Genomic DNA, 16,965 nt, shown 5'->3' with positions numbered 1-16,965 from the left:
ATAATGATTCTTATTGTAACATCAGTAATGTAAATTTTCAATTGAAAACGAAACACAGCTTTCTTACAAAGCTGATTCTAAAGGTTTTTTTAAACATTTCTATGGTTATGGATGGTGAAATTTTGCAGTAAAAATATTCTAATCCATCGTGCTCATTTACTTATGACTGATAATGTAAATTTATTATTCACATTAGTTTAATCTTGACCACCAATTTGGGGAAAGTTTAAACCAATTTATCAATTTTTTAGCCACCAAAGTACATACAAAAAACCTGGATTATCCAGTTAACTGATTAAATCCAGGTTTTTTCTAAAAAAATATTTAATAATTGGCTGCAAGATAATAACTGTTTAATGTATTTTTAGCTCTATATTTCGGTCATATCTTCTGCCATAAAGGCTACCGAAATTCCAGTTCCATCTGCGTTCATCCAAACATAACGCTTGATAACCTGATGCAGATCTTCGGGGTTTTTCATTTCGAATAATTCTAGACCATCGGATCCTAACAAATTTCTTACTTCTTTTTCTGTTAATCCTTTCGTAATCATCGCAACCTGATCTTCAGTTACTTGAGTATCGCCACAAAGCTTTAGAATCTAACTAGTATTGCTGTTATATAAGGTTTTAATCCTGACCTGTTCACCAGAATCATAAACCACCGAAACACCAAATCCCGTTTCATTATCAACATAATTATATAAGCCACTGCCAACATCTGAACCGACACCCAAATCGCTTTCGATATCTGCTTTTGATTCACTCAATGAGACTTGATTATTGAAAAATTAGGGAGCGCTTTTTAAACTGCTGTCGGCACTCGTATTGTCAATGCTTATTGAACATCCGCTTAAAATTACAATCAACACCAACAACATGACGCTGAAATTTAAAAATAACCCTCGCTTCATTTTCTTCTCCCTTCTAAATTTAAAAATGTATCTTTATATTGTGTTACAATATAAATGTTCTGCAATAACAATAAACTTTCTAAATATAAAAATACCCATGTTTTCTAGGAAAATGCAGCGGTATCTTATCCGAGCAAGTTAATTGGCATCACTATATAAAAGTTACAAATTAATGTCATATTATTCATTTTTTACGCTATAATAGAAAAAATAAGTTTAAGAGGGGAGTGAACCCGGTTAGCTAAAAATCTTTAGCTATAACCCGAATTTTATGGATTGGTTGACGAAAAAACTTGGAACAAATCATCTTCCCAATTTGGGGATCAAAAACATTCTTAAATACATCGGGCCCGGTCTTTTAGTTACCGTTGGCTTCATCGATCCCGGCAATTGGGCATCTAATATTGCTGCCGGTTCAGAATATGGATACAAGCTTTTGTGGATGGTCACCTTATCAACCATCATGCTGATCATTCTTCAGCATAATGTGGCCCATTTGGGCATTGCCACCGGCGAGTGTCTGGCTGAATCGACCAATCGCTATCTGCCTAAACGTCTTTCTCAGTTTACTCTGGGAACTGCCCTGATCGCCTCGGTTTCAACCGCCCTGGCCGAGATCCTTGGAGGGGCTATCGCCCTGCAGATGCTTTTTAATATTCCCATCCGAATCGGATCAATCATGATTCTGACCGTCACGATCTGGCTCCTCTTCAGTCATTCATACGGTCGCCTGGAAAAATACATCATCGGATTTGTCTCGATCATCGGCTTATCTTTCCTCTATGAACTAACCCTGGTTGACGTCAACTGGTCGGCCACGGTAACCGGTTGGACAACCATTAGCTTCCCCGAAGGCTCCATGCCCATTATCATGTCGGTGCTGGGTGCAGTAGTTATGCCTCACAACCTTTTTCTCCATTCAGAAATCATCCAGAGCAGACAGTGGAATCTAGAAGATGAAACAATTATTAAAAAGCAGCTCAAATATGAGTTTTTGGACACCCTTTTTTCGATGATTACCGGATGGGCAATCAATTCGGCAATGATTATTCTGGCTGCTGCAACTTTTTTTGCCAACAAGATACAAGTGACCGAGTTATCACAGGCTCAGGAGATGATGATCCCTCTTCTGGGAGAACATGCCTCCGTGATTTTTGCGGTTGCTCTGCTCTTTTCAGGAATCTCGTCCACCACTACGGCAGGAATAGCAGGGGGGACAATTTTTGCGGGAATGTATGGAGAACCCTACGATTTAAAAGATAACCATACCCGTTTTGGCGTGGCTGCCATTCTCATAATGGCAACCATTGTGATCTTTATCATTTCTGATCCTTTCAAAGGCCTGATCTATTCACAAATGCTTTTAAGTATTCAATTGCCAATTACTGTCGTCTTACAGGTTTATCTGACCTCTTCGGAAAAAGTCATGGGCTCTCATCGTAACTCACTGCCAACAGCCGTCACCCTGGTAATTATTGCCCTCATCCTGACAGTTCTAAATGTGATGCTTCTATTTAGTTTATAAAAAATCATAGCGTATGAGCATAATATCTCCAATAAAACAGCGATTTAGTTGAAGCTTCTTTCGCCAGTAATTTCTGCACTACCAAAGACCCAAAACAAAAACGGCGCGAAATCTATTTTCGCGCCGTTTTTTAGTTAAATCTTTTCTGTTAAAACCACGGGGGAATGATTTAAACATCAGGATAATGGATAGTTGAAACTGTAAATTATTAGTTTGAATAGATCATTCGTGACTGTTTATACAGCTCTTCACGATAGGCTGGAGTCATAATACCCTGCATCAGACCGTAAATGCTGACCATTGAAGATTTGCCAGGGACACATACTGATTCTGCAAAATCTTTTGCATATTTTCGCTGTTCTTCTTCACTAGTTGTTTCTGGGTTGAAAGCCTGAGGAATCATACCAATACAGATCTTGTCACCATAATCTTCGAATAATTTCATGGTATCGTTCATATCCTGAGGACTCCATGAATCCCATCCGGCATCGATCAGGCACTGAATTCGTGACTCGATATGACCGCAGCTGTGTAAGTCTGCCCATAGTCCTTTTGAGTGGATATGGTCAGTCAGTTTACGCATATAAGGAACAATCATTTCCTGAGCTGTCGCTTCTGAAAAGAAAGGTGATCGCTGAGAACCCCAGTCATCATGAACTGTAAATCCATCAATATTTTCAAAATGTTCAACTACTTTATCAACGATGCGGCAGGCCAGATCAGTTGTTGCTTCAAAAATTTCTTTAACTGCATCCTGCTGGTCTTCATCTACTAAAGCTTCTGCTGCGCCTTCAAAGCCCATGAAAGAGATTAAACGTTCAAACCACCAACCATTAATCATCCATGCCAGCATAAAAGAATTACCGCTTAGATAAGTCCCATTATTGGCTTTAGCGCTGCCTTCCCAGTCCCAACTGTCAATATCTGGAAATTTAATAACTTCTTTCCAATCATTAGCATCTTTCAGGACATGATTGCCTGGTCGCACCATTGATCCCTGAGCATCCGGTACATATTCCCAAGGAATTCCAAACATATCTACACCATCTTGGGGAGGCATCATGTTTGCTTCAAATACAAAAGCTCTGGCAATATTATCTGGAATTACAGAAGGACAGAACAATGCCCCTTCATTACCAAGACATTCCCAAACTGGTTCTTTCTTCATGGTTCGAATCATATTTTCTCTCATGCTTACCGGGAAATCATAAAGGGGGTCGGTAGCTCCAAAAAAATTAGGAATTTCAGCGACTACTTGTAATTCTTTTTCTTCAAAAGGTATTTTCTGCATTATTAAGCTCCTTTAAAATTATATTTAAAAGCGATTTGTGTGAATCACCTTTAAGACTTATATTGTGAAATTACAGCCGAACAAACGATTACATCAAATAAGAAACAGGCACTCATTACTAGGCGCAACCAATGTTGAAATTTATTCGTGTTTAATTTTCTATTATTCTATCCTTTTACGAAACATTCGTCAATAGTTTTTTTTGTAAATATAGATTATTTTTTATTTTCAAATTATTGACTATATACTTCTCTAAATTTACAATTATTACTTATCTTGTATTTATCAAAATTGTCTCATGAAGCATAATCAGAATGCATGCGTGTCTTTGGTGTGATCTGGTTCTTAAACTGATGATGTTAATCCGTTTTGAAATATATTTTCAACCGATAAAATCAGATTCCCCTCGATTTTAAGGAGTCAACTTGCGCTTGTTTAATCTTTATTGCCATGCTAAAATGAGGGTAACCTGATCTTCCTTAATCTGATATCTTTATGATTAAATAAGTCATAAGAACTTGTATGGTTTCAACACCTTCAATCAAAAAAGGGTGATAACTTTCATCTTAAAGTATCCAGAAACAGGTTAAAGATCACTAGCTGGATTTTTCCGGTTTTTAGACACTCTACTATCACTGCGTGTCAATTCTAAAGTACACCAAGTACAGAAATGAGGTTATGATGGATTTACAAAAAACATTAGAGAATCGTGTTAGCGTGCGCACCTATGATGCTTCAACTAAAGTTTCTCCAGCCACACTGGAAGATCTTGTAAAGGCTGCTCAATTAGCGCCTTCCTGGAAAAATTCCCAGACTGCACGTTATTATTTTGTTGTTACCGAACCGCTGCTGGAGAATTTAAAAGCCACTTGTCTGCCACCATTCAATCAAAAAAATGCTGCTGACGCTCCTGTTCTTCTGGTCACAACCTTTATCAAAGATGTTTCCGGTTTTGAAAAAGGCGGGGAAGCAATTAACGAATGTGGTAACGGATGGGGATATTATGATCTGGGACTGGCCAATCAGAATCTTTTACTAAAAGCCTCCGAGCTGGGTTTAAAATCACTGATTATGGGGATTCGCGATGCTGTGAAAATTCGTGAAATGCTTTCAATCGATGAGACTGAAGAAATCGTTTCAGTGATTGCTCTCGGTTATTCTGAAGCTTCTCCACAACGACCTAAACGGAAGGAAATCGCTGAAATCTCTAAATTTTTCTAACTTGAATTAGCGATAAACCCACATATATGAAAAAATTATTACCTTACCTCTTATTACCGCTGCTTTTGCTTTTTTGCTGGTCACCGGTATTTGCACAGGATCTTCCAGTTTTAAATTACCAAACCCATGTTCAAAATGACGGATGGCAGGAAATTTTGGAGGCCGGTGAAATGAGTGGCACCACCGGTAGAAGTCTGCGGCTGGAAGGGATTAAGATTTATCTGGACAACAGCGGTTATGATCTGGGAATTTCCTATCAGACCCACATTCAAAATATCGGCTGGGAAGAAAACAGCACCAGGTGGAAAACAAATGGAGAAATGAGCGGAACCGAAGGCTTGTCCTATAGGCTTGAAGCTATCCAGATCCGGCTTACCGGATCTGATGCTGAACTATTTGATATTTATTATCAGGTTCATGCTCAAAATTTCGGCTGGATGAACTGGGCCAAAAACGGCGATAGTTCGGGAACAGCTGGCTATTCCTATCGTTTAGAAGGAATCAGAATTGTGATTGTTCCCAAAGGGGAGAGTCCACCAGTAACTAATATCGACCAGAATAAGGCTTTTCTTGAGCGGCCAACTGTTTCTGGAAATCTGTTGCTTCACGATTCTACCGATCTCTTTAATAAATATGCTCTCGGGCTGGATTCTGTTGTTCTGACTAATGAGGGGATTACACTTGATTCCTCAGCTATCTTTGGTGTATACACTTCGGTAGAGATGAAAACCAGTCCCTTTAATAAAATGGTCTGTTCCTGGAATGTCACCACTCCAGAAAATTCTCTGATCCAATTAGAAGCGCGAGTTTATACCAGTTCAGGCTGGTCAAACTGGCTTTCCTGGGGGCAGTGGGGGTCTAATATTCAAAGGCTTTCCGGAACCGGCATCACCTCCGATGCCATTGCTTATGTAGACGTAGATACCTTACAAGTGAAAAACGGTCTGACAGCCAGTCAGCTCCAATATAGAGTTGTTCTCGTGTCGCCGCGGGCAGGTGTTACACCGACAGTCTCATTAGTGTCGGCAGCCATTCGAAACACCTCTGCAACCATTAATAAAACTTACACCGATTCGCCAGACCTTTCAAATCTGCCGATTCTAGCAGTGCCACAACTTTCACAGATGCTCCGTGATCCGTCTATTGCAGATTCTATCTGTAGCCCCACTAGTATGGCGATGATTCTAAACTATTATGGTTACAGTGTCTCCCCAGAAACTGCAGCCTGGGCGATTTATGACTATGCTTATAGGGACTTTGGCAACTGGCCTTTCAATACTGCCTATGCCGGCAGTCTAGGATATCAAGCCTATGTCGACTATTCAACCATTGAAGGATTAAAAAGAGAAATCGCTGCTGGTCATCCTGTTGCTGTAGCCGTTGCCTACAAAAATTCTTCCAGTGCATATGGTAACTTGCCGATAATCGATGGTGCTCCCATCAGTTCAACTTTCGGCCATCTTATCGTCGTATGTGGTTTCACTACAATCAACGGCGTTGAATATGTTGTTATTAATGACCCGGCTGCCAGTTTTAATGCTGGTGTTCGAGTAAACTACCGGTTGGACCAATTTTCAAGCGCCTGGGGACAATCTGGAAATATTGCATATATTGTAAAATAAACTTGTAAAAGCTTTCACTGATTCTTATCATGAAAGCTTTTTTTAGTCCAAATTTACAGTTAGTCCTCTTATCCTGATTCCATCAAACCGTAAATTCTCTAATTTTGATATTATTTTAACATTTTACAAGTCTTAGTCAGAATCAGTTGCAACTAATATTTGTTTAGAAGTAACGACTATTTGGCTTTATTAAGTTGAATTAAACAGCCTGTCTATACATCCTTAGAACGGGATTAGACAAATTTATTAATCATAAGAATTTGAAATTATTTTAATCAAGTACAAAATTATATCAGTTTAAGTTCTTGACAATTCGTAAAAAACCGATTACAATACAGTTACTGAACCGGTTTAGTAGAAATAGTCTTGTTTTTAGCATGGGTTGATCTGTACTCAAATTTTCATAGTTTGAGTTATCAGACCTAAGTATTTCAGTCAACCGAACTACTTAAATTAATAACGAATGTTATATTACTATTTCGTAAAATCAGCATTTGTTTAAACAGGAGGAATAATATGAATCAATCTGTCAAACCTATCTCTACATTTACGATTTTGGCCATGGCCTTTTTTGGAATGGGTGTCGGAACCATTACCCCAGCTCTTAATGCAATTTTTGTTCAATTCTCTGATCTACCGATCACTACGCTTTTACTTGTATCGACCTTACCATCACTGACGGTCATTCCCGCAACTATCATCTCTGGCTCGATTGCCGGTAATAAAGTTAGCTTTAAAATTTTGGCAGTCATTGGTATGACACTCTTTATCATCGGTGGTGTTGCTCCATATTTTATGACTGACTTTACCAATATCTTAATTCAACGTGCGATATTTGGAATCGGCCTTGGTATCATGTCTCCACTTGCAAACGCATTGGTTATGGGCGTTTATGAAGGTGATAGAATCGCTACAATGACCGGGATTGTTACCTTGTCTATGAATATTGGTGGTATGGTTCTCCAGTTCCTGGGCGGATACTTAGCTAATATCGGTTGGAATTATGCTTTCCTGCCTCACGCATTAGGCGTTGTTTCGTTATTAATGGTAATCTTTTTCTTACCTGAACCACCAAAAGCACCAGTACAATCAGAAGCTGCTGCTGCTCCTAAAGATAAGCTGCCAATGAAATTATGGATCATCGTAGTCGTTTATGGTGTTTACACTTTATCAATCTATCCAATGCTTGTTAATATGTCAACCTTGATTGTTGATCGTGGTCTAGGTACAACAGCTACCGCTGGCATAATTTTAGCACTCTTAACCATCGGTGGTATGGTTGCTGGTTCTGTATTCGGTAAAGTGTTTAAAATGTCCGGCCGCTTTATTATGGCTGTTGGATATGGTCTTGGCGCTGTTGGTCTGGCACTTGTTGCTTTCGCAGGAAATATTGCACTTCTTTCAGTCGGCGTTTTTATTGAAGGTTTTGCAATGTCTACACTGATTCCTGCCAGTATGATGCTTATTTCAATGACCGTTAAACCTTCGCAAATGGCATTGGGAGTATCAATCTTTATGGCTGGTATGAACCTTTTCGGTTTTATGTCAACTTACTGGATTGGCGCAATTGCGTCAATTACCGGCGACGCTGTAACTGCTCCAATCATGGTAGGAGCTGCCGTTGTTGCTGCCTTCTTTGTACTTTATCTGTTTGTTAACCCGCTAAAAGGCGAGGCTCCTAAACCTGCAGAAAATACAGAAGCCTAAACAGTTTAATCTCGTCGAGTGTTCAGAACTTTCTGAACGACTCGGCGTTTTTTTTATGATTTAAAGTCTTGTTCTTTTCAACACAATCCAGGATCTTGCCATAGCTCTGTTCTAGTAGAGTCTCTACATTATATTCTTTAAAAAACCGAAAAATTTCAATAAAAAGGGGATAGCATTTGCTTTTATAAAGGCATTTATGTCATAATAGTATCACACTAAAAAAGAGAAAGAATGGAGATTAAAATGGGAAAAACTATTGCAGAAAAAATATTTGATGCACATCGTGTGGAAGAACCATTTCCAGATACCCATGTTTTAAAACTGGACCGGGTTTTCTGCCACGAAATTACAACACCAATTGCGATCACTGATCTTATGGCCAGAGGCATGGATCGGGTATTTGATCCTACTAAAATAAAAGCTGTTATTGATCATGTTACACCAGCTAAAGATTCTAAAACTGCTACTCAGGGAAAAATTTTAAGAGACTGGGCCAAACGCCACGAAATCAAAGACTTTTTCGATATCGGAAAGAATGGTGTCTGTCATGCTATTTTCCCGGAAAAAGGCTTTGTTCGTCCTGGATACACCATCATAATGGGAGACTCACATACTTGTACTCACGGCGCTTTTGGAGCATTTGCTGCAGGTATTGGGACAACCGACCTGGAAGTTGGTATTTTAAAGGGAGTTTGCGCTTTCCATTTTCCAAAGACCATCAAAATTGTATTAAATGGCCAATTAAAACCAGGTGTCTATGCAAAAGACCTGATTCTTTTCATAATTAAAGAATTAACGGTTAATGGTGCGACTAATATGGTAATTGAGTTCACTGGCCAAGCGATTGATGATATGTCCATGGAATCACGAATGACCTTATGCAATATGGCGATTGAAGCCGGCGGAACCTGTGGGATCTGTTATCCAGACATGACCACCGTTGATTACTTATGGGATTTTATTCAGGATGAATTTGACTCCAAAGAAGCAGCTCTTCAAGACTACTCCAAATGGGTTTCGGATGAAGATGCTGAATATGAGCATGTACTGACCTATGATGTATCTCAACTTGAACCTATGATGACTGTTGGTTACAAACCTGACCAGGTTAAAACAGTTAAAGAAATGGAAGGCACCAAAGTCGACCAGATTTATATTGGCTCCTGTACAAACGGCAGAATCGAAGACCTCCGTGTTGCTGCCGAAGTACTTAAAGGTCATACAATATCTGCTGACGTTAGAGCTATTGTCAGTCCGGCTACACCAGCAATCTACTCTATGGCCCTTAAAGAAGGGATTATTGAAATTTTTCAGGATGCCGGTTTTTGTGTGACAAATCCAACATGTGGCGCCTGTCTGGGGATGAGTAATGGTGTTTTAGCCGAAGGTGAAGTCTGTGCTTCTACAACCAATCGTAACTTTAACGGTCGTATGGGTAAGGGTGGAATGGTCCATCTAATGAGTCCAGCTACCGCTGCTGCGACAGCAATCAGTGGCACTGTAAAAAATTCTGAAATATATAAAGGCTAGGTGAACTATGAAAAATTTCGACGGTAATGTTTTATTTTTAAATCGCAGTGATATTAATACGGATGAAATCATTCCGGCCAAATATTTGACAGAAATTACAAAAGAGGCCTTAAAACCTTATCTTCTGGAAGATCTTGTTCTTAATGGTTTTGAACAGAAAGATGTTCTGGATAAGGCAGTTATTGTTACCCGTGAAAACTTTGGATGTGGTTCATCCCGTGAGCATGCACCATGGGCACTGGAAGTCAATGGCATTAATACTGTTATTGCCGAAAATTTTGCTCGAATTTTCAGACAAAATATGTATAACTGCGGAATGTTCGCTATCGAACTTCCAAAAGAAACGATCGATCATCTCTTTAATAAGTACGCAGGAAAGTCAACTTATGTCAAAATTGACGTAGATTCCAGTAAAATTACATTAGAGCAAGATGGGGAAGAAGAAGTCATAGATTTTTCCGTCGGAGAATTTGACCAAACACTAGTAAAAGAAGGTGGATGGGTAGGTTACGCTGACAAAAATTATTAAACCAATTTTTTAAATTACTATCATTATTCTTTAAAAAAGCGTATCATCGCCTGATATCTGGCCTGATACGCTTTTTTATTTGTTCAAGGGATCTACTAAACCAAACAATTATTCTTAAGTATTTCTTAATCCCTAACTTTTATTGTCTACTTAAACCTATATCGACTACCTAAAACTTGTGTAATTTTTTTCTTTTTTTATGTATTATCAATCAATCACGACAACTTCAATTTATATCCTACACTGTTATAAAATTCTTTATGAGTAATTAATCATCAAACTAATCAAACTAATTATCTATGTATGATACTTTTATTATTATTAAATATTCCATTTTATGATAATTTTGATAATATATATATAATTATTATTATTTGTACTCATTTATTATATTTATGTAAATTGGCATATTAACGGTAATGTAATCGTTATTTATATAACATTCATGATATTGTTTGAGAAATAACAAACATAAATGAAATTATTTTGTTGTAAATCGATAGTATATTGACATCATCAAATATTAATGTTACTCTTAATGAAATCTTCGGCCGAGAGAAACATTAAGAAGGGAAGTAGTTGAATATTTTTAAAGCTTTACTATGTTTTGAAAAAAATTAAAATCTGAAAACGTTACTAAAATCTTTTAAATCAGGAGGAAAATAAAATGGATTATATTTTAAGACCTTGGAAACTCAGTGATGCGGAAAGTATCGTTCCTTTAGCTAACAACGATAAAATTGCAGGAAATCTTAGAAATACTTTTCCTCATCCTTACACATTAGATGATGCGCATATGTTTATTACAAAAAGTATTCAACTCAATAAACGAAAGCAACTCAATCAGGCCATAGTCGTCGATGACAGTCCAATTGGATCCATCAGCCTCCTGTCACAGGATGACGTGAGCTGTCGCAGTGGAGAGCTTGGCTTCTGGCTAGGTGAACCGTTTTGGGGTAAAGGGATTATGGTCTCAGCGATCAAAGATATTTGTGAAAAGGGTTTTAGTGATTTTGATATGCTTCGAATCTATGCACGTCCTTTTGAAAAAAACACTGCTGCTAGAAAAACCCTGGAAAATGCCGGCTTTGAGCTGGAGGGAATATTTAAGAAAAGTATTTACAAAAATGGAGAAATTCTAGATTCCTGTATGTATGCAAAAACAGTTTAACTCAGTTACCACAATTTATATTGATAACCATACAAAAAAAAGAACAGTGATAACTGTTCTTTTTTCATTTACTTCAAAAGAGTTGATTCGCTTGGGCCGGTTCTGGCTGTTTTTTCAGCATAGCTGGATCAGGTGCTTTAGTTTCCTGAGGAGCTGGATCACTTTGTGCTAAAACATCAGCCCTAGCACTAGCCTCATCATTATACTGGGAAGCTGTGATTTTGCCTTCCTGAAAAAGCGCCCTCAGTTCCATACTGGTATAACCAGACAAATCCTCATAATCTGAGCTATCATCCGCTTTCTGACTGTTTCCAGTCAGTTGTTCTATTGCATTTTGGATTTCTTCAGAAATAATAGATTTCTGGGGTGATAGTTCACTTGAGTTTTGAAGATTCGTATCTCCATCAGCGCTGCTATTTTCATCTTTGGTTTTAAAATTCAAATAGCCCTCACTGAGATCCAAGGTATCATAACGATAATTACTGTTAGCCTCCGTTGCTGAAGCCATTCCTTCGTTTTCACCAGCAACAGATTTTAGTTCAGTGGCACCAACCTGACTGGTTGTATTCATGTTGGTCTGAAGTTTCACGGTATCCATTTGAAATAATTCCATTATCATTCTCCTTTCATAAATTAGATACAACATTATAAGAAGGCAGTCGCTCAGTTTGCATTTATATATCAGTATATTTTGAGCAATTTATCGAATCTGAATCTTTTCTTAATGACATACTATTAGAACTATTATAACACTTTACGCTAGAAATTCAAGTTACATCATAGATCATTAATAAAATATCTAATTTAATATAATATGCTATAATTTTTAACAAAAATTGCTTCAAATGGTTGATAGACAATCCGATATTTTCGGTTATACTTATTTTATAAGAAATTTATTAAAAACTGTCTATCTGAAATAAACTGATTATATAGAGATCTATAAAACATATTATTTAATGCTTCACTTATTAACCAAAATATTTTTAGTATAAGCGCTAGCAACGAAATGAGGAAAAATTTGATCGATAAAAATATTCGTATCTTAAGAAAAAGCAAAAACTGGTCACAGGAAAAACTGGCTGAAAAGGTCGATGTTTCTAGGCAAACAATTGCAAAATGGGAAAATGGCGTATCCGTTCCAGATATCTACCAATGTCATATTTTATCAGATATATTTGAGATTTCGCTGGAAGCATTGTGTTATGATCATGACGAAGATAGTCTGTTGTCTTTAGCACCTAAAGGCAAACATTTTTTTGGGGTTATAAAAATGAATGAAAACAGAGAACTGATTTTACCCAAAAATGCCTGTGAATTATACCAGTTTTCAGCTGACGATAAATTAGTAATTCTAGGTGATGACGATTCTCAGGGGATTGCAATAATCAAAGCTAATAGATTTCTAAATTTTGCAAAAATGATCGAAAAGGCGGGGAGGGACTGCGATGAATAAAATTGTTTTTTTTAATATTCCTGCGCATGGTCATACCAATCCAACAATTCCAGTCGTTAAAGCTCTGGTTAAATCCGGATGTGAGGTTACCTACTTTTCTTTTGAAATGTTTCGCGAAAAAATAGAATCTGCTGGGGCCTTTTTTGTCGGATGTGACGTATTTTTACCACAAGCCAACCAAGATGAGTTGGATAAAAAAGCTGGTAAAGATTTTTCTGCTTTAATTAAAATGGTTACCGATACTACCATTAATATGGAAAATGAAGTTCTTAATCAAATTAACGCTATTAGTCCTGATTGTATTGTCTCAGACTCTGTCTGTTTCTGGGGAAAACTGTTTGCACGAAAACTAAATATCCTATATATCAGTTCAACAACGACATTTGCTTTTAATATGTATTCGGCAAAAATGATGAAACCAGGCATAAAGGAAATCTTTAGAATGTTTCTGGGAATGCCTAGAATTAGTCATTCAATTAGAAGGCTAAATAAACTTGGCTACGAAATCAATAGTTTTGTTGATATCATTCAAAACGATAATAATACCAATACGATTGTCTATACATCAAAACTTTTTCAACCAATGTCTGACACCTTCTCAGACAGATTCGCATTTGTTGGACCTTCTCTATTCGAACCTTTAAACAACTGCCGGAAAAAAAAATCTCGAAAACTAATCTATATTTCACTTGGAACAGTACTAAATCAGAACGATAAATTTTATCAGCAATGCATTGAAGCCTTAAAAGATTCTAATTTTGATGTAATTATGTCAGTTGGTGAAAAAACTGATCTAAAACAATTAGAAACACTACAGGAAAATTTTAAAATACAAGGTAGAGTTAATCAAATTGAAGTATTAAAGGATACCGATTGTTTTTTAACACATTCTGGTATGAACAGCGTTAGTGAAAGCCTTTATTGGGGGGTTCCAATGGTTCTTTTCCCACAGCACAGCGAACAGGGAATAGTAGCCAGCCAAACTGAAAAACTAGGTGCTGGTATTAGACTTAAAAGAAGTGACCCAAATGATATTAGAGATGCAGTTAACCAAATCATCAATCAACAGACTTATCGAGAAAATGCAGAAAAAATTGGAAAAAGTTTTAGGACAGCCGGTGGTTCAGATGCCGCATGTAATTTTATTCTGAGTAAAATTATTACGTAAATAAGGGATAATTTTCAAATAATATGTGAATTACCGTCTATAAACGATACGATTCAAATTAGGATTTATAAAAATATTTAAGCTAGAAAAGTATAAATGAAATAATTCAAAACATCGAGAAAAATATTTGCCATTTTATGTATAACTGCTTTTAGCGTAAATTGTTCAGTCACTAATTAAAGGGACCTAATTTATCTTTAACGATAAAAGTAGTGAGTATAATTCAAACACTTAAAACACATAAAATATAATGTCACGAAATGTAAGTTTCGTGACATTTATTGCATTTTTTGTTATAATATGGTAAAAGTCACTTTTGTAACACAAAATCAAATCCAAACTTATGAGGTCAACAATGGTTCAAAAAGAAAACTTAGTTAAATTCCAAAATCCGATAATCGATGAATTTTTAAATTATCTACTGACCATCAAAGGTTATTCAGAAAAATCAGCTAAAGCTTATGAATATGATCTGATTATTTTTTTTCGGTTCATCAAACGCTATTTTGCTATGGTTCCACAATCTCAGGATTTTGATCAGATTCAGATCAATGATGTCTCTTTGGATGACTTAATGGAAATTAACTTAGGCATCCTATACGCATTTTTGTCATATGTCAGTAAAGAGCGTAATAATTCAGATTATGCCAGAAGTCGAAAAGTCTCTTCCCTACGCTCGTTTTTCAATTATCTATGTAATAAGCAAAAATACTTTGGTCCTAACCCAGTTATTGATCTGGAAATGCCTAAACTTCCTGCCCGACATGCAAAATATCTCGAATGGGATGAGGCAGTAGATCTGCTAAAAGGAATTAAAGGACGACATAAAGAGCGTGATTTTGCGATTATTACCCTCTTTTTAAACTGCGGAATGCGTTTATCTGAGCTAACCCAGATTAAAATGACCAATATAAAAAATGACACCTTAAAAATTATTGGTAAGGGCAATAAAGAACGTACAGTCTTTTTAAACCACGCCTGTCTTAAAGCTATAAATGCTTATCTGGTTATACGGCCAGAGTCTGATTCACCCTATCTCTTCCTCAGCCAAAAAAATGGACCGATCAGTAATCGGGCAGTGCAGCACATGGTTAAAAAACATTTGCTGGAGTGCGGCCTCAATGCTGATGAAATTAGCGTTCATAAATTGCGCCACACGGCAGCTACCCTCATGTTTCGTTACGGTAATGCCGATATCAGATCGGTCCAGGAAATACTTGGTCACGAAAATGTATCAACTACCCAGATTTATACCCATACTAACGAAGAAGTGTTAAGAGAAACAATGAATAATAATCCCCTATCACAATTGGAGCAAGACGATCAGTAGTAACAAAATTCACTTTTCTTTATATAATAAAAAGAGGCATTACGCCTCTTATATTATTGTGTAACGACTACAGTTTCTTCTTCTCCGGGAACATCAGGTCCTTCCGGTGCGCCAGGAATTGGCATACCCATTGCTTTAGCATTTTCAGCCGCATACATTGCTGCATCTTCGTCTGAAATCTTATAACCAAAGAACATAACTACTGCACCGAATAAAGCAATAGCTCCAGGAGCGATCCCCAAAATAATCATAAATTTACTGATAAAATCAGGACTAATTTCAGCCCCAACTTCGTAACCAGCCCATGCTAAACCGAATGCACCAATAGCTCCTCCAAGTGCTAAACCGATTTTAATAGGGAGGTTAAACATTGACATGGCAACAGCCCGATTATCTTTTTTGGTTGTATAGAAACCATATTCACCTGCATCAAGCATATAGTTGACACCAAAACTGTTAAACAGATACATCGCCATGATATTGACAACTGAAATTGCGATATAAATAGGAAATGATTCTGCCGCAAAGAAAGTGATCATACAGGACATTATCCCGTAAATACCTAAACCAACCACCATAGCGCGCTTTTTACCAAGCTTTAAACCAATTCTTGGAATAAATACACTGGCAATAAAGCCAAATAATGTATTAACTGTTAAAGTGATCGTCATTAACATAAAGTCACCTAATACATAAGTAAAATAATATGCCATAACGCCATTTAAAAGAAACATACCAGTATAAACACATGAGAATACGATAATCAGAACTACAAGCTGTGAATTAGTAACTACTGACTGAATCATATCCTTAACGGTAACTTTAGGTCCCGGTGGTGCAACAATAGCTTTCTCTCCGATTTCGTACTCTTTGACACCCTTGGCTAAAGAACCAATGCCCAGGAAAAATGGGAGCGTAAAAGCGACAGCAACTAAAAGGTAAGCATTTGTTGGCCCAATGACTTCTCCGAAATAAGTAAGCAAAGGAATAATTGCCATAGCTGTTACGATACCGCCAGCAGCAAGCCCTTGAGCATAACGTCGGGCGATGAGATTTCGGTCATCCATATTGGTTCCGGACATTGTTGCTAAAGAACCGAATTGCGCAGTCGAGAGGAAAGTCATCGATGCGTTCATTAATACATATCCGATTAAAACAATTCCTAAACGAATCGGTAAAGCTAAGTTAGCGGTATTTACAAAAATCAGAATATTACCTGCTAAAATCACCCATCTGAAAACCAGTAGCCATGAACGATATTTACCCCAGGGCATTTTTATCCGTTCAATTAGACCTCCGGCAATGACAGCGATTATAAAATCGATGACTCGACCCGCAAGTAAAACTGTTCCCATCACTGCTGCAGGGATGAGTAATCCATCAGTCATAAAAATTGTAATATAAGTCATTTGAAGCGCCACAGCCAAAGATGATGAAAAACCGTACATCGTCTGACGGGTGACATTTAATTTTGATACTCTGTTATCCATGTGTTTTCTCCA

15 protein-coding genes are annotated in these 16,965 nt (G+C 37.3%); 10 read left to right on the top strand and 5 right to left on the bottom strand.

Annotated features, from left to right (window positions below; translation table 11 throughout):
- Positions 1-370 precede the first annotated feature (370 nt).
- Both Q5O24_06470 and Q5O24_06465 read right to left on the bottom strand, forming a co-directional pair.
- Positions 371-553 (bottom strand): hypothetical protein, encoded by a 183-nt coding sequence (locus tag Q5O24_06470; GenBank protein WKY48957.1) that lies wholly within the window; start codon positions 551-553, stop codon positions 371-373.
- 48 nt (positions 554-601) lie between these two features.
- The gene (locus Q5O24_06465; GenBank protein WKY48956.1) at positions 602-769 is read right to left on the bottom strand and encodes a hypothetical protein; all 168 of its coding nucleotides are present in this window, start codon (positions 767-769) and stop codon (positions 602-604) included.
- 415 nt (positions 770-1,184) lie between these two features.
- Here Q5O24_06465 and Q5O24_06460 point away from each other — a divergent pair, with 415 nt between their 5' ends.
- Complete coding sequence (locus Q5O24_06460) at positions 1,185-2,438, top strand: Nramp family divalent metal transporter (GenBank protein WKY48955.1); 1,254 nt, start codon at positions 1,185-1,187, stop codon at positions 2,436-2,438.
- A 208-nt stretch (positions 2,439-2,646) separates the two neighbouring features.
- Here the strand turns inward: Q5O24_06460 and Q5O24_06455 are convergent, their stop codons facing one another.
- Positions 2,647-3,729, bottom strand: coding sequence for a uroporphyrinogen decarboxylase family protein (locus Q5O24_06455; GenBank protein WKY48954.1), 1,083 nt, complete (start codon positions 3,727-3,729; stop codon positions 2,647-2,649).
- 681 nt (positions 3,730-4,410) lie between these two features.
- On the opposite strand from Q5O24_06455, the gene Q5O24_06450 reads away from it, so the two are divergent.
- The 6 genes from Q5O24_06450 (at position 4,411) to Q5O24_06425 (ending at position 11,509) form a co-directional block, all read left to right on the top strand.
- Positions 4,411-4,950: a nitroreductase family protein gene (locus Q5O24_06450; protein ID WKY48953.1), complete on the top strand. Its 540-nt coding sequence runs from the start codon at positions 4,411-4,413 to the stop codon at positions 4,948-4,950.
- A 26-nt stretch (positions 4,951-4,976) separates the two neighbouring features.
- Positions 4,977-6,572 (top strand): C39 family peptidase, encoded by a 1,596-nt coding sequence (locus Q5O24_06445; GenBank protein WKY48952.1) that lies wholly within the window; start codon positions 4,977-4,979, stop codon positions 6,570-6,572.
- Positions 6,573-7,088: 516 nt separating this feature from the next.
- On the top strand, positions 7,089-8,279 hold the full coding sequence (locus tag Q5O24_06440; protein ID WKY48951.1) for an MFS transporter: 1,191 nt from the start codon (positions 7,089-7,091) through the stop codon (positions 8,277-8,279).
- A gap of 243 nt (positions 8,280-8,522) precedes the next feature.
- Positions 8,523-9,809: a 3-isopropylmalate dehydratase large subunit gene (locus Q5O24_06435; GenBank protein ID WKY48950.1), complete on the top strand. Its 1,287-nt coding sequence runs from the start codon at positions 8,523-8,525 to the stop codon at positions 9,807-9,809.
- A gap of 7 nt (positions 9,810-9,816) precedes the next feature.
- The gene (locus Q5O24_06430) at positions 9,817-10,338 is read left to right on the top strand and encodes a 3-isopropylmalate dehydratase small subunit (GenBank protein ID WKY48949.1); all 522 of its coding nucleotides are present in this window, start codon (positions 9,817-9,819) and stop codon (positions 10,336-10,338) included.
- 667 nt (positions 10,339-11,005) lie between these two features.
- Complete coding sequence (locus Q5O24_06425; protein ID WKY48948.1) at positions 11,006-11,509, top strand: GNAT family N-acetyltransferase; 504 nt, start codon at positions 11,006-11,008, stop codon at positions 11,507-11,509.
- 73 nt (positions 11,510-11,582) lie between these two features.
- On the opposite strand, the gene Q5O24_06420 is transcribed toward Q5O24_06425, so the two are convergent.
- Positions 11,583-12,122, bottom strand: coding sequence for a hypothetical protein (locus tag Q5O24_06420; GenBank protein WKY48947.1), 540 nt, complete (start codon positions 12,120-12,122; stop codon positions 11,583-11,585).
- A gap of 408 nt (positions 12,123-12,530) precedes the next feature.
- Here Q5O24_06420 and Q5O24_06415 point away from each other — a divergent pair, with 408 nt between their 5' ends.
- The 3 genes from Q5O24_06415 (at position 12,531) to Q5O24_06405 (ending at position 15,463) form a co-directional block, all read left to right on the top strand.
- Positions 12,531-12,965, top strand: coding sequence for a helix-turn-helix transcriptional regulator (locus Q5O24_06415; protein ID WKY48946.1), 435 nt, complete (start codon positions 12,531-12,533; stop codon positions 12,963-12,965).
- Positions 12,958-14,133 carry a glycosyltransferase gene (locus tag Q5O24_06410; protein ID WKY48945.1) on the top strand — a complete coding sequence of 392 codons (1,176 nt, stop codon included), beginning with the start codon at positions 12,958-12,960 and terminating at the stop codon, positions 14,131-14,133. The genes Q5O24_06415 and Q5O24_06410 overlap by 8 nt, the downstream gene beginning before the upstream one ends.
- A 355-nt stretch (positions 14,134-14,488) precedes the next feature.
- The gene (locus tag Q5O24_06405) at positions 14,489-15,463 is read left to right on the top strand and encodes a tyrosine recombinase XerC (protein WKY48944.1); all 975 of its coding nucleotides are present in this window, start codon (positions 14,489-14,491) and stop codon (positions 15,461-15,463) included.
- Positions 15,464-15,516: 53 nt separating this feature from the next.
- On the opposite strand, the gene Q5O24_06400 is transcribed toward Q5O24_06405, so the two are convergent.
- Positions 15,517-16,953 carry an MFS transporter gene (locus Q5O24_06400; protein ID WKY48943.1) on the bottom strand — a complete coding sequence of 479 codons (1,437 nt, stop codon included), beginning with the start codon at positions 16,951-16,953 and terminating at the stop codon, positions 15,517-15,519.
- Between the last annotated feature and the right edge of the window lie 12 nt (positions 16,954-16,965).

This window comes from Eubacteriaceae bacterium ES3, from assembly GCA_030586155.1.
Lineage (GTDB): Bacteria > Bacillota > Clostridia > Eubacteriales > Eubacteriaceae > Acetobacterium.
The sequence above is the reverse complement of the archived record's forward strand: the minus strand, read 5'-3'. Positions and strand labels throughout refer to the sequence as shown.

Excerpts from the sequence above, each read along its gene's own strand:
- Q5O24_06425 (WKY48948.1), top strand. The coding sequence starts at position 11,006 with ATGGATTATATTTTAAGACCTTGGAAACTCAGTGATGCGGAAAGTATC.
- Q5O24_06450 (WKY48953.1), top strand. The coding sequence starts at position 4,411 with ATGGATTTACAAAAAACATTAGAGAATCGTGTTAGCGTGCGCACCTAT.
- Q5O24_06430 (WKY48949.1), top strand. The coding sequence starts at position 9,817 with ATGAAAAATTTCGACGGTAATGTTTTATTTTTAAATCGCAGTGATATT.
- Q5O24_06420 (WKY48947.1), bottom strand. The coding sequence starts at position 12,122 with ATGGAATTATTTCAAATGGATACCGTGAAACTTCAGACCAACATGAAT.
- Q5O24_06455 (WKY48954.1), bottom strand. The coding sequence starts at position 3,729 with ATGCAGAAAATACCTTTTGAAGAAAAAGAATTACAAGTAGTCGCTGAA.
- Q5O24_06400 (WKY48943.1), bottom strand. The coding sequence starts at position 16,953 with ATGGATAACAGAGTATCAAAATTAAATGTCACCCGTCAGACGATGTAC.
- Q5O24_06445 (WKY48952.1), top strand. The coding sequence starts at position 4,977 with ATGAAAAAATTATTACCTTACCTCTTATTACCGCTGCTTTTGCTTTTT.
- Q5O24_06470 (WKY48957.1), bottom strand. The coding sequence starts at position 553 with ATGATTACGAAAGGATTAACAGAAAAAGAAGTAAGAAATTTGTTAGGA.
- Q5O24_06410 (WKY48945.1), top strand. The coding sequence starts at position 12,958 with ATGAATAAAATTGTTTTTTTTAATATTCCTGCGCATGGTCATACCAAT.
- Q5O24_06460 (WKY48955.1), top strand. The coding sequence starts at position 1,185 with ATGGATTGGTTGACGAAAAAACTTGGAACAAATCATCTTCCCAATTTG.
- Q5O24_06435 (WKY48950.1), top strand. The coding sequence starts at position 8,523 with ATGGGAAAAACTATTGCAGAAAAAATATTTGATGCACATCGTGTGGAA.
- Q5O24_06405 (WKY48944.1), top strand. The coding sequence starts at position 14,489 with ATGGTTCAAAAAGAAAACTTAGTTAAATTCCAAAATCCGATAATCGAT.
- Q5O24_06440 (WKY48951.1), top strand. The coding sequence starts at position 7,089 with ATGAATCAATCTGTCAAACCTATCTCTACATTTACGATTTTGGCCATG.